The organism is Bacillus sp. ISL-57, from assembly GCF_018613135.1.
In the GTDB taxonomy this organism is placed as follows: domain Bacteria; phylum Bacillota; class Bacilli; order Bacillales; family DSM-1321; genus Peribacillus; species Peribacillus frigoritolerans.
This window is the reverse complement of the sequence record NZ_JAGGQV010000039.1, coordinates 38,632-51,718: the sequence shown is the minus strand read 5'-3', so window position 1 is coordinate 51,718 and position 13,087 is coordinate 38,632. Positions and strand designations below refer to the sequence as shown.

At 37.4% G+C, this 13,087-nt stretch carries 13 protein-coding genes and 1 pseudogene; 11 read left to right on the top strand and 3 right to left on the bottom strand.

The features are described 5' to 3' along the window. The first annotated feature begins 101 nt into the window (after window positions 1-101). Window positions 102-404: a hypothetical protein gene (locus tag J7I90_RS26730; protein WP_214774887.1), complete on the top strand. Its 303-nt coding sequence runs from the start codon at window positions 102-104 to the stop codon at window positions 402-404. Window positions 405-594: 190 nt separating this feature from the next. After that, window positions 595-1,080 (top strand): DinB family protein, encoded by a 486-nt coding sequence (locus J7I90_RS26725; protein ID WP_214774885.1) that lies wholly within the window; start codon window positions 595-597, stop codon window positions 1,078-1,080. A 268-nt stretch (window positions 1,081-1,348) separates the two neighbouring features. On the opposite strand, the gene J7I90_RS26720 is transcribed toward J7I90_RS26725, so the two are convergent. Next, window positions 1,349-1,858, bottom strand: a complete 510-nt coding sequence (locus tag J7I90_RS26720; protein ID WP_214774883.1) for a DoxX family protein — start codon at window positions 1,856-1,858, stop codon at window positions 1,349-1,351. A 273-nt stretch (window positions 1,859-2,131) separates the two neighbouring features. Here J7I90_RS26720 and J7I90_RS26715 point away from each other — a divergent pair, with 273 nt between their 5' ends. The 3 genes and pseudogenes from J7I90_RS26715 to J7I90_RS26705 all read left to right on the top strand — a co-directional run. Next, a complete protein-coding gene (locus J7I90_RS26715) occupies window positions 2,132-2,950 on the top strand; it encodes an alpha/beta fold hydrolase (RefSeq protein WP_214774881.1) in 819 nt (272 codons plus the stop codon). Between the two features lie 177 nt (window positions 2,951-3,127). Beyond that, window positions 3,128-3,511, top strand: a complete 384-nt coding sequence (locus J7I90_RS26710) for a YkvA family protein (protein ID WP_214774879.1) — start codon at window positions 3,128-3,130, stop codon at window positions 3,509-3,511. A gap of 313 nt (window positions 3,512-3,824) precedes the next feature. Further along, window positions 3,825-4,694: pseudogene (locus J7I90_RS26705) on the top strand (CotS family spore coat protein); the annotation flags it as partial. A gap of 267 nt (window positions 4,695-4,961) precedes the next feature. Here J7I90_RS26705 and J7I90_RS26700 read toward each other — a convergent pair. Then, entirely contained in the window at window positions 4,962-6,302 is a 1,341-nt protein-coding gene (locus tag J7I90_RS26700) for a nucleobase:cation symporter-2 family protein (RefSeq protein ID WP_214774876.1), read from the bottom strand. 247 nt (window positions 6,303-6,549) lie between these two features. Here J7I90_RS26700 and J7I90_RS26695 point away from each other — a divergent pair, with 247 nt between their 5' ends. After that, on the top strand, window positions 6,550-7,737 hold the full coding sequence (locus J7I90_RS26695) for a PucR family transcriptional regulator (RefSeq protein WP_214774874.1): 1,188 nt from the start codon (window positions 6,550-6,552) through the stop codon (window positions 7,735-7,737). Window positions 7,738-7,846: 109 nt separating this feature from the next. Here J7I90_RS26695 and J7I90_RS26690 read toward each other — a convergent pair whose 3' ends face one another. Next, a complete protein-coding gene (locus J7I90_RS26690) occupies window positions 7,847-9,031 on the bottom strand; it encodes a PucR family transcriptional regulator (protein ID WP_214774872.1) in 1,185 nt (394 codons plus the stop codon). A gap of 239 nt (window positions 9,032-9,270) precedes the next feature. Here J7I90_RS26690 and uraD point away from each other — a divergent pair, with 239 nt between their 5' ends. The 5 genes from uraD to J7I90_RS26665 all read left to right on the top strand — a co-directional run bounded on the left by uraD (window position 9,271) and on the right by J7I90_RS26665 (window position 12,883). After that, window positions 9,271-9,768 carry a 2-oxo-4-hydroxy-4-carboxy-5-ureidoimidazoline decarboxylase gene (uraD, locus tag J7I90_RS26685; protein ID WP_214774870.1) on the top strand — a complete coding sequence of 166 codons (498 nt, stop codon included), beginning with the start codon at window positions 9,271-9,273 and terminating at the stop codon, window positions 9,766-9,768. A 13-nt stretch (window positions 9,769-9,781) separates the two neighbouring features. Further along, window positions 9,782-10,765, top strand: a complete 984-nt coding sequence (gene pucL / locus J7I90_RS26680; RefSeq protein ID WP_214774868.1) for a factor-independent urate hydroxylase — start codon at window positions 9,782-9,784, stop codon at window positions 10,763-10,765. After that, entirely contained in the window at window positions 10,765-11,124 is a 360-nt protein-coding gene (gene uraH / locus J7I90_RS26675) for a hydroxyisourate hydrolase (RefSeq protein WP_214774866.1), read from the top strand. The genes pucL and uraH overlap by 1 nt, the downstream gene beginning before the upstream one ends. Window positions 11,125-11,154: 30 nt before the next feature. Further along, window positions 11,155-11,694, top strand: coding sequence for a thiol peroxidase (gene tpx / locus J7I90_RS26670; protein ID WP_214774864.1), 540 nt, complete (start codon window positions 11,155-11,157; stop codon window positions 11,692-11,694). A 781-nt stretch (window positions 11,695-12,475) separates the two neighbouring features. Further along, window positions 12,476-12,883 carry a DUF1259 domain-containing protein gene (locus J7I90_RS26665; RefSeq protein ID WP_214774862.1) on the top strand — a complete coding sequence of 136 codons (408 nt, stop codon included), beginning with the start codon at window positions 12,476-12,478 and terminating at the stop codon, window positions 12,881-12,883. Window positions 12,884-13,087 lie beyond the last annotated feature (204 nt).

The following is a 13,087-nucleotide window of genomic DNA, read 5'->3' as shown; positions in this document are numbered from 1 at the left end:
AAGGCAGCTCTTTCTTTATGAAACTAACGGGGCAGGAAGAAGACCCGTTTGCTTTATGGTATATTTATTAAATTCAGTTTGTAGTTTATGGGGGAAATTTAGTGTCAAATAAGTGGAAATATGTAATGGGATTGTTTTTTGAAAAAAGAGAAAGTACTAAACGTACTAAACCATTTATACTGATTGGATATTTAATGAGGATATTAATGGGCTTAATTTTAATATTAGTTATAATTAATGATTTTAATTTTAATTTCATTAAATATATAATTCTCTTACTAGGAATTGTTTCAATTATAGATGGATTTGAAAGTTTTTTAAAAAAGGAAAATAAGAGGCAGATGTTAGTAGATTTTGCTATTGCTTTTATATGGTTCGTAGTATTTTTTATAAGTGGTTCGTAATGTTTTATATGGAACTAACAGGTGCGTTAGCTGAAGATCGGAGCTGTCTTTAAGGCAGCTTTTTCTTATGGGACTAACGGGGCAGGGATTGTTGAAAAAGGAATTCAACCTATGTTTGTATAAATAGTAATATTAACAATGTTGGCATTGCTCTAATGGTATTTTATTTTCTAACTGGGGAGGGGAATTTTTGCAAACTTTTTTTAGATATAACTGGATGGTAAGAGAAGACTGGTATCGTTGGTGTGAAGAGTTAAGTGAAGAAGAACTTCTGCGGAACCGAACGGGTGGAATGGGAAGTATATTGCATACACTTTTCCATATTGTAGATGTCGAATGGAGCTGGATACGTCTCTTACAAGGTAAAACGGACTTTCAGGATAGTTTCGATAGTTATAAAAGCTTAAACAAAGTTCGAAAATTGGACGCTGAATTTCATTTAGAAGTGGAAAACTTTGTGAACAACTGGGATGCTAGTATGGAAAAACAATTATTTTATGATACCTTGCAAGATGGAAGAATTGTGACGGATACTTGGGGTGAAATAATGCGGCATACTATTGCTCACGAAATTCACCATATAGGGCAATTATCAATTTGGGCAAGGGAATTAGGGAAAAAGCCTGTTTCTGCAAATCTTATAGGTCGGGGCCTTTCCTCTCTTTCCAATAAATAATTCAAATAGATATTAATTTAGTCGGTTTCTATATATATGTGTAATCCTTCAATTAGAAATCGCCTTTTCGATGTTCTGCTGCAGGTCAGTTTTGTTAAGCAAAATCAGTTTGTGAAGAATTGTATTTAAAGTAACGGGTGCGTTGCTGAAAAAGGCTGTCTTTAAGTCAGCCTTTTCTTACGGAACTAACGGGGCAGGATAATTCAACAAGAAGATTGCAAAAAAGACCGCCTATACTGGCGATCTTTCGAATCTATGTATTAAAAAACTAAGCAGCATCTTTTATCTCTCTTGTTTTGTTAGCAAATAGTTTTTCTTTAAGAGTTGGCATAATCATACCATCTACCCCATATCTTCCTGCATTCATAGCAGAAACTAAGATAAACATTGACAATAAAACAAGTTGTGGGTTTGTACTTGTAGTACCACTAAACATATAAGAAAAGTTCATCGCCATTCCAAAAAACACTGCTGTTTTTGTAAAACAACCGATTAATAGACCTAGACCTACAAATAGTTCTCCCCAAGGTACTAAGAGGTTAAATACATCTATATTAGGAATCGCTATATTTTTTAGAAATACCACCCACCATTCTTGAACTGCCGGATGTTCTCCTGTTGCGTTGGCCAACGCACCCTGTAAAAAGCCAGAAGCATCAAACTGTCCACTTGCTATTTTCCCCCAACCAGCCATAATCCACGTATATCCGATATATACACGTAATACAGCTAAGAGTATAGAAATGTTTTTGTTTTGTCTTAGAGCATCAATCATCATGTTTTTCCCCCAATAGTTAAAATAAAAAGTACTAAGAAATATAATAACATAATTGAAAATGATTTTCATTATCATCTTGTGACGAATATGTAAAACAAGGCCCAAACAACTATGGAATATGATTAAAAAAATAAATTCCCTAATATACCGAGTGGTGCAAATCGTTGATACATCAATGTTTATAGAGGGAGGATAGTTGAAGAAGGAATTAAAGAAACAAAAAGAGAATAGGTCCTGTTAGTTAAAATGATTTTTATAGAAAGAAGGATTAATATGGCATATTGCAAAGTTCGCCAAGCAGAAATTTATTATGAAGATTTAGGGGAAGGGAAACCAATTTTAATGATACACGGTTATTCTCCGGACCATCGATTAATGAGTGGTTGTATGGAACCAATATTTACTAAGAGGGAAGGGTGGCGACGTATTTATATCGACCTGCCTGGGATGGGATTAACAAAAGAATATAACGAAATAAGTAGTTCTGATGAAATGCTGGATGCTGTTTTAGAGTTTATTCAAGCTGTAATTCCTGACCAAGAGTACGTAATTGCTGGGGAATCTTACGGTGGCTATATAGCTAGGGGCATTATTGAAAAGCATCAAGAACAAATACTTGGTGCAGCATTTATATGTCCTCTTATTATTCCTCTTCCAGAAAATAGAACAGTTGAGATACATGAAATAATGAGAACGGATGAGAAGTTCATTGAAAATTTATCAAAGGGTGAATTAGAGGACTTTAGAAATAACAACATTGTACTTGATAAGTACACATGGTTAAGGTACAACAAAGAAATTCTAAGTGGTTGTAAAATTGCAGATGAAAAGTTTCTAAATAAGGTTAAGAATAAATATGGGTTTTCTTTTAAGATTGACCAGTCTGATTTTATTAAACCCAGTGTATTCCTGTTAGGAAGACAAGACTCCTCGGTTGGATATAAAGATGCTCTTGACATAGCAAACAAGTATCCGCGAGGAACATTTGCTGTATTGGATATGGCAGGTCACAATTTACAAATTGAACAACCGCAACTTTTTAGCACTCTATTAAATGAATGGTTGGATAGAATTGAAGAGTTCCAAAACTAATACTTAACGCAGTAATTGAAGATTGTGAAATAATAGAACTTAAACTAACGGTTGCTTTAGCTTAGGATCGAAGGCAGCTATTTCTTATGGAACGGGGAGGTTAGTGAAGGTACAATCCTTTGTAAATCTTATATTGTTATAATGGAAATAAAACCTTAATTATTATAGGAGATAAAAATGTTTGATAAAATTAAGAATTGGGCGAGGAGTCTAAAACGGCAAATTTTTATCCTTTACTTTGCCTATAAAGATGAACGGGTGCCTTGGCATGCAAAGGTATTTACGGCTTGTGTGGTGGCTTATGCATTCAGTCCGATAGACATAATACCTGATTTTATACCCATTCTTGGCTACTTAGACGATGTAATTCTCGTTCCAATAGGGATAATGATCGCATTAAAGATGATACCAAAGATTGTATTAACCGATTGTGAAGTTAAGGCAGAAGAAATGATGAAAAATGGTAAGCCGAAGAATTGGATAGTCGGCTCACTAATAGTAATGATTTGGGTCTTAATTATAATATGGGCTATTATATATATTAATGGTTTAATGAACTAACGGGTGCTTTACTTCACTAGGATGCACAAGAAGACCAATTATAGGTGGTCTCTTTTTATTTGTTTCAAAAATCAACATTAATCTTTAACAAAGCCATGGTTAAAAAGCGATCTTTTAATATAATCAATGGAATTATTCTACAAGAATCGGATTCTCTGAGGCTGATGCGTATTTAATAAAGGAACATTATTCAACATTAGAAAATTATGCTTGTATATGGATACAACCTGATATTAGAACATAATGAATCTGTCGTAACCTTGCCCTTATTTTGGCGGAAAATACTTTTATATATATCAAAGGAGGGGTTTTCATGGAGAAAGAAATAATTGTGCCTTGGGAAGAGGATGAGCTCACTCATGAGTTTTTTGTTCCTGAATATATTGAAAAAATGGCACTTGAAGTTCTTGAACATTACGGTTTCTCCGTTCAGGACATTCAAGTTGCTACAACAAAACCAGATAAAGGCGGCTCTATATGGAAAATGGAAACAAGTTCAGGGCCAAAGAGTTTAAAACTTTTACACAGAAGACCTACAAGAAGCATGTTTAGCTTAGGAGCTCAAGAATATTTAGTTATTGGCACCTGTATCAAAAGGTTTGAAAGGAGCCAAACATCTTTGTAATGCTCTCGGCGAATTCCACCTTTTAAGCAAAGGGTATGTTCCGCCTAAAACAAGCTGAAGTTTCATCCCGGTTATATAAATGGCCAGCGACTTATGAAAAAGTCATCAATAAGATGGATTGGTTTCGAAACATTGCTAATGCATATGAAGAAATGCCTGCAAGCTCTTATTTGCTGAATGTTCTAAATGAATTTGAAGAACAAGCAAAAAGAATTTAGAAAGATTAAATGAATCAAGCTATCTAGAGCTGGCGCAACAAGGAAATGAATATTGGGGATTAGTGCATCAAGATTATGGCTGGTCAAATGGGATCTAATGGAATGTGGATTATTGAACTTAACGGTGTCGCTTACGACCTTCCTATTCGTGATTTGAGAAAACTGATTACTGGCACAATGGCAGATTTATATAGATGGGATGCAACTTGGGTAAGGGAAATGATCAAGTCCTATCACGAGGCAAATCCAATTTCATCTCAACTATATGATATCTTAATGATCGACTTATCTGCACCAAATGAATTTTAATGTTAAAGAAGTAGTATATGAACCTGAATTAGGGACCCCTTGAATATAGACTCGAAAAAGGTAGGGAATTTCGGGAGTGACTCCAAATTTTTGGAGGGTTATATCGCTCTCTTTTCTAATGAAACAAGTTGAAGAGCCATAATGGAGTAAAAAAAAGCACCTTGCTTACCTATTAAATAGGCTGTTGCAAGGTGCTTGTATTATTTGATTGAAAATTCCCTGAATAAGGTTATAATTAAGAGTGTTGGAGATCCTAGCCAACTAGACACCCTTAGAGAATTGCCTTGTCCGCTACTTTCTAAGGGTGGATATTAATATTCTGGCTCATGCTTGGTTGAATTTCAGGTATGGAATGATGGTGTGTAATGGATGGATTTGTTTTTCCATTCAGGATGGCATTTAAAACAACCAGCGTTATTGTACCCATCACTACTCCATTTCCACATATTAATTGGACTGTTTCCGGGAATTTATCAAATGCTTCCGGGACCCCCTTGACTGCCAGACCGACTCCTATTCCAAGTGCAATCGTCAATTGATTGGAAGGTTTGCTTAGATCAGCTTTGGCTATCATCCCCAAAGCTGCAGATAGAAGCATGCCGAACATTGGTATCATGGCTCCGCCGAGAACGGGTAAAGGGATCATGGTCGTAAGACCGGCAACCTTAGGCACAAAAGCTAGAAAGATTAGGATACAGCCTGCCGTGACAACTACCGAGCGCTGAGTTACCTTTGTCAGCAAGACCAAGCCAACATTTTGTGAGAAGGTAGAATGGTTGAAAGAGTTGAAGATACCGCTTATGAAGCTCCCTATTCCTTCTGCACGGAGGCCCTTTTCCACATCTTTTTCGGTTATTTCCTTCCCGCATACTTCCCCGAGTGTCAAAAAGACGCCTATACTTTCCACAGCTATGATTAAAGATATGATTGTCATAGTGATAATAGATGAAAGGTCGAAGGTAGGTACCCCAAAATAAAAAGGAGTCACCATTGTAAACCAGCTGGCCTCTATAAAGCCAGACGTATCGACCATACCTAAAAAACCAGCCAATATAGTGCCTAGAATCATGGCGAAAAGAACTGAAACCGCTTTCAAGAAACCTTTAGTAAGTGTATTCAATAAAAGGAAACTCACTAGTGTAAAACAGGCTAGCATTAGATTCATAGGATCTCCAAAGGTGGGGGAACCGACTCCGCCCGCTGCATTTTTCATGGCAACTGGCATTAATGACACGCCTATGATTAATATGACGGACCCTGCAACAATTGGTGGGAAATAGGGTATTAATTTACCGATTACTCCTGATAAAATGGCAACAATTATTCCGGATACCATAACTGCGCCTAAAACCCCGGTTATACTATGGACCGATCCTATGGCTATTACTGGCTCGACGACTATGAAAGAAACAGCCATTAAAGCAGGTAATCTTATACCAAACCCTTTACCGCCAATAACTTGAAGCAAGGTGACTATCCCGCAGGCGAGTAAATCAAACGAGATCAGGTATATGACCTGTTCTTGTGTCAAGCCGATTGCAGGACCGACGATTAGTGGAACAGCTACCGCTCCTCCATACATTACACAAACATGCTGTAAACCTAACAATAACGTGTTTAGTTTGCTTAATTTTTCCATGTTTGCCCCCTTTTAATTAGTCACGACTTTCCAATTATATGAATGTAACGAAATCGCCTCCTTGTGATTTTGTAAAAACATCCTTATGGATGGTTTTTATGTTGCTTATTAAGAAACGCCATTTACAAAATCGGTGTATTTTTATATTATCACCGCCATAATGCTAAATCAAGACTATTTTTTGGAAAAATATGAATATTCATTCAAGTTCATTCTGTATATAATTAAGAAGAATAGGGGGAGAAATATGTACTTAACGATTGAAAAAGCTTTGAAACTTCCTGCCCTAAACCAAGTGGAAGTTATTGGAGGAAGTCAAGGGTTAAGTCGGGTAATTAATTCAGTAAGTATAATGGATCATCCGGATATATCATGGATTAAACGAGGGGAACTCCTGCTGACAACCGGTTATGTGTTTAAGGATGACCTGAATGCTCAAATCAATCTTGTTAGGGAATTGTCGAAAAGAGGAAGTGCTGGATTAGCTATCAAGATTAAGCGGTTTCTTTCTACGATTCCTCCTGGAATGGTGGAAGAAGCGAACAAGTACAATTTCCCATTGCTGGAGATTCCTTATGAAATGCCTTTATCCGACTTATTATTCAGCTTTACATATGAACTTGTTAATAAGGAGAAAGTGAAAAACAATGGTAAAGGAAGTGTTGAAGTTTTTCATTCTCTTTTGAATGGGGAAAATAGGAGTTCATCTTTTATCCCCCAATTACAGGAATTTGGCTTTAATCCCGATAGGCCATATATTCTGCTCTTAATAAACGGAACGAAAGAAGACGGGGATTCATTCTTTCCAATTGGCAGAATGTTGGAGAAATTAAACCAAACGGAAAGGGAAGATTTTAAGTATTGGAATATCGACTTCGATGGTCAATTGATTATCCTGCAAGGGAAAGGGATGGTGACTGATGAACACCTGCTTATCCAGGCTCAAAGAATTGCCATCCTTTTGGAAGGTCTTATATCCAAAGATAATCCTGGCACTTCACTATCGATGGGGTTAAGCAAGGTGAAAAAAGAATTCTACAATATGAAAGAAGGGTTTATTGAAGCTAAAAAGGCCATTCAACTGGGCTCGAGGGTCAACCCGACTAATATCAATGATTACGCAAGCGTTGAAGTTGAAGATCTAATAAATCAAATCCCTAAGGATGCCATAACTCAATACGTGCAATCCATGATTCAGCCGATTATTGCATATGATAGGGAAAATGAGGGGGAGTTGTTAAAAACGCTGGAAACCTATCTATTTTCAAGAGGGAGAATAGAAGACGCGGCACGGGCTTTGTTTGTTCATCGAAATACTGTAAAGTTCCGTTTGTCTAGAATTGAAGACTTATTAGGAGTTGATTTAAAATCGAGGGATATTGCTTTTAAATTGCAGTTTAGTATAAAAGCTGCGAAGTTATTATTACCTGACTAGGTAAAGGAAGCATGATTTGAAGGAATAGGGAATCAGTGTTACTGCACATGAAAAACTGCCAGGGAATGAAGGGTCCCTGGCAGTTTTTTTATTTGTATGGGCCATTTTCTTATCGGTTATCCAGCAGACGCTTGGCATATAGGGCAAGTTTTAAAGTGAACAGATCATCATTGCTTAGTTCCATTCCTAGTAGTTTTTTTATGCTTTTAATTCGAAAATGGATAGTGTTTCGGTGTACGCCCATTATTCTGGCCGTTTCAGCAGGTCGAAGATTGCATTGCAAATAGGCCTCCAAGGTTTTGATCAGATCAGACTGGGTTTCATCGTCATGCTCCTTCAGCGGTGCTAAATTATCTGTAACAATATCCATGAGCACATTTTTTGGAGCATACTGCAAAATTTTAAATGTTATTAATTCTTTGTAGCTGTAAACTTCCTTTCCTGGGTTCGATCGTTTTCCCAAATCAATCGATTGTAAAGCTTCCTGTAGGCTATTGGCGAGGTTATTAATACCTGTATGATAGTTACCGACTCCCAGCGTAAGTTCCATTGGCAGGTGTTTAGATAAAGTAGAGATAATTTGTTGGCTTATCTGGGTGACTTGTGAATAAAAGCGGGTGTTCCCTAAGGGGATGGTATCCAGATAAATGATAACTAGACTGCCCTTGATATTCCTTATGAGCTTATCGATTTTATATTGCTCGGTTAATGTTTCAATTGTCTCGATAAGCTGTTTATAAGTAATGGGATCATTCCTCTGATTCCATTGCAACGTTAAAGGTAAAACCGTACATATGAATCCCCCAGTAATTTGTTGGAAGCTGGATTTGTCTTCCGTCATACTTAAAATCCCGTAACTTTCGGCACCAACTTGGGAAATATCATCCTTGCTATAACTTTGCTCTTTTTGTTCATTCTGTCTCGTAACTATTTCACGAAGCAGGGGAGACATGATATCTGATAGCGAAAACTCAGGGGGGATTTTGAGAATAGGCAAATTGGCCATATTGGCAATGCTGATGGTAGTTTGCGGAATTTCATCCAGTTTGATGAACAATCCTGAACAATTCATTTTTGCCAATTCGATTACGAATTGGTCTAATTGTTGCGGATTATCTTGAAATAAGTATCCGGTTGTTAGAATCAATTCATTTGGCTTCAACCAGGAAAGCACATCAGGAGCATCAAAGCTATTGATGGATTCTATTTCTCTATTAAGTCCCTGCATGCCAGCTGCCACTTGGCATTGTTTGATTTGTGGTAATTTTAATGCATCAGTCATCGTTAAATGCATGATAGGTCCCCTTCGCTGTGCCTTTTTTCTCTAATTTAACTAATTTTTTGAATATTGGCAAATAAAACTAAGCCATTAGGATAGCCTGTTCTTTAAAAGGTGAGTGCGGTAAGCACAAAGGGGTTGGAAAAATATTAGCTTTTTCAGCTAATGACCTATAAATGAACGCACGTATATAATTCAATTAAGTTAAGAATGTTTAGAATTATAAAAATAGTCGGAAGAAGGGAGGGCCCGTATTGATATCTGACCTTAATAGCATTAATGAGTTGAACAAGGTGGAATTCATCGAAAAGTTAGGTTGGGTATATGAACATTCTCCATGGATAGCAGAGCGTTCATGGGAGTACAAGCCATTCATTTCCTTAGAGGACCTAAAACAGAAAATGGAAGTAGTTGTGCAGAATGCCTCATTATCGGAACAGCTCCAATTAATCAAGTCTCACCCGGACCTAGCAGCCCGGATTGATATGGCTGAAGCATCAGTTAAAGAACAATCCGCAGCCGGTTTGAATTCGCTTTCTCCGGATGAATATGAAGAATTTCATGCGTTAAATAATCAGTATAAAGAAAAGTTTGGATTTCCGTTCATATTTGCTGTCCGTGGCAGCGATAAAACGGTGATAAAGGCAGAGATGAAAAGAAGGATTGGTTTGGATCAGGCAAATGAACGTAAGGAAGCGATCAAGCAAATCCACTTAATTGCCAGCCACAGGTTATCTGATTTTATAAAGTAGGAGGAGGAATAATATGACAGTTCAAAATGAAAACAGAACGATGTTTTACGGTAAAGGGGATGTATTTGTATACAGGACTTTTGTGCAGCCGCTTACAGGTTTGAGGAAAATACCGGAATCAAGTTTCACAGAAAGAGATAATACTATTTTCGGATTCAATTGCCAGATTTCTCTGAAAGGGGAAGCTTTTTTATCTTCTTTTACGGAAGGGGATAATAGCTTGGTGGTTGCAACGGATTCCATGAAAAATATCATTCATCGCCAGGCGGCCAATTATCAAGGAAATACGGCGGAAGGATTTTTAAAGTTCATATGTGAAGTTTTCCTTGATAAGTATAGCCACATAGATGCAGTGGAACTGACAGCAACTGAAGTTCCCTTCGATCATGTACTCGTTCCAAAAGGGGAAGGACATGAAAATAGTGATGTTGTCTATCGATGTTCCAGAAATGAAAGGGCTACCACTACAATCGAAGTCAAAAGGACACCTACCGGAAGCAAAATCGTTAAGCATTCAAGTGGAATAGTTGATGTCCATTTAATCAAGGTTAAAGGAAGCTCTTTTTATGGATTTATTCAAGATGAATACACCACACTGCCAGAAGCTCAGGATCGTCCACTATTTATCTACTTGGATTTCGATTGGGAATATAGCCGCTGGGAGGATGGCACTGGTGCGGATCCAGAAAAATATGTAGCAGCGGAACAAATTTGTGATATTGCAAACACAGTATTCCATGAACTGAATAACCGTTCGATTCAGCAGCTCATTTATCATATTGGCATTAGGATTCTGGAACGTTTCCCTCAGCTGGCGAATGTTCAATTTAAAACCAATAATCGTACCTGGGAAACCGTTGTGGAAACCATTCCGAATTCAGAAGGAAGCGTTTATCAGGAACCACGTCCTCCGTATGGCTTCCAAGGCTTTGTCGTTACACAAGAAGACGTTAAACAAAAAAAGGCAGCTGATTCAACTGTAGGGGCTTCCCGATAATGGACGGTAAGCTGACCACACATGTATTGGACCTGTCTAAAGGTCTGCCGGCAAAAGGGATGAGGATAGAACTTTGGGCTATAGCAGAACAGGGAGACCATTCTTTCATTAAAGAGGTCTGTACAAACAAAGATGGAAGAGTGGATGATCCGCTTCTTCAAGGGGATGATCTCAAACCAGGTGAGTATGAGCTTGTCTTTTATGTTGGGGAATATTTCAATGATGGAGCGAATGATCCAAATATAAGGCCATTTTTAAATAAGGTCCCACTTCGTTTTGGAATAAGAAGTAATGAAGAACATTATCATGTTCCTCTGCTAGTTGCTCCGGGTGGATATAGCACCTACCGAGGAAGCTAGTAAATCAGTAAGAGAGTTGGAGGGTTCAATTTGGCACATGAGCGTACTGGTGCAGTGACTTTAGGCGGGAATCCAGTGACCTTGATTGGTCCTGAACTAAGAGTAGGGGATAAGGCCCCTGACTTCGAACTATTAACAAATGACCGCCGTAAAGCACATTTAACAGACTATAAAAATAAGACATGCATCATCACGACTGTTCCTTCGCTTGATACCGGTGTATGTGATTTACAAACAAGGCTCTTAAATGAAGAAGCAAGCAAAATGGGTGATGATGTAGCGGTATTGGCTATCAGCGCAGACCTTCCCTTTGCTCAAGCAAGATGGTGTAAAGAAAGTAATGTGGAGGCTATAACCATTCTCTCCGATCACTTTGATTTGTCTTTTGGCACAGCATATGGAACGTATATGAAAGAACAACGATTGGAATGCAGGGCAGTATTTGTAATAAATCAAGAAGGAACCATTAAGTATGTGGAATATGTACCGGAAGTCACGGATCACGCAGATTATGAATCCGCATTGCAGGTAGCGAAGGAAGTGATAAATAAAGCTGGTGCAGCTACATAAACATTTTCCCTCACGAAGGATAGTAAAAGTACACTCTATTTTCCGCAAGACCGTCAAAAAGCTGGACGGTCTTGTCTTTTGTTGATACTGAATTAAATTAGTAGTTTTCCAGTGACTTATCCAGATCTCTTTCTAATGTCAAATATAAATGCTAAAATTAAACATAAATACCTTTTATTTGAACGATGGTCATGCTATAATGAAAGCCCAATAGCTTTATATAATATGGAAGCGCTTCCTTATCCGAGGAAGTGCCTTTTTTATGTTTTCACTTACTAATTAACATAACCATGCTAGAAACACCGGAAATAGAAATAAGTATCCGTGTAAACTCTTGAAATCCGTCATCTCTGCTCCTGCCACTTCAAATTCTTGATGATACAACAAACAGCCCCTGCAATGATATTTCCTACATCAGCAAATGGCAAAATCTATCGAGGGTACTATTTCCTTTTTAAAACAACTCTACTGGTCATATCCATTCCCACTTAAGAATGATCAGTGGTTTAAAAAGTAAAAAGCCCTTGCCTTCTTTTATTTCTTGTTGAAGGTGGGAGCCTTTCCTTGTTCCCATATTAATTTATCAATGTAAGCATTTTTATTACATGTATAATGATACTCTACAAAAATCCCTTCAGAACAAAATCTGAAGGGATTTTCATGTTCATATTACCTAGATTATTAGAAGTTGAGGATTTTAAACTAATATCCTCATCAACAGATGAATATAATAATCGTGAATTTTAGCATGTGGAAAATTTTTCTTGAAAGGGGATTTTTCATGAGTTCGGAAAAACGTAGAAGATTATGTCAGGAATATGCAAGAATTTTAGGCGGAGACGGAATGATTACTCCAGAAGGAGTATGCTTGGTGCAAAAGTTTCGTAATATTAGATTCACAATACTTGATCGCAGAACGCAATCTCCACTAGTCAATCCGCAATTTTTTACGTTTGAGAATATTGATAGTAGGGGGAATGCGTTAAATTTAGGGGAAACAGTTCTTTTACAAGAAGAAGTTAACCCGTTATTAACTGAACTTAGAAAAAGGGACCTTTTAGTTACTTCTATTCATAATCACTGGTTATTTGAAGAACCTCGGGCAATGTATATGCACTTTGAATCGATTGAACCACCACTGGATTTTGCTAAAAAAGTTAGAGATGCATTTAGAGTATTAAAAGTGTAGTCAGACTATAAGAGGCAAGCCTTACATCAGTGAGATTATCAATCCCACTGATGTTTTCTTTTTTGTATATCATGTCTTTTATTTTTCCTTGGAGCAGGCCGCATGGCATCTTGTGTAGTTTCTAAGTTACCGGATTAGGGATATCAAAAGTACATATTATAACATCATGACTATCATGCCTGAGCCTTTTTAGCTTAATTTGAA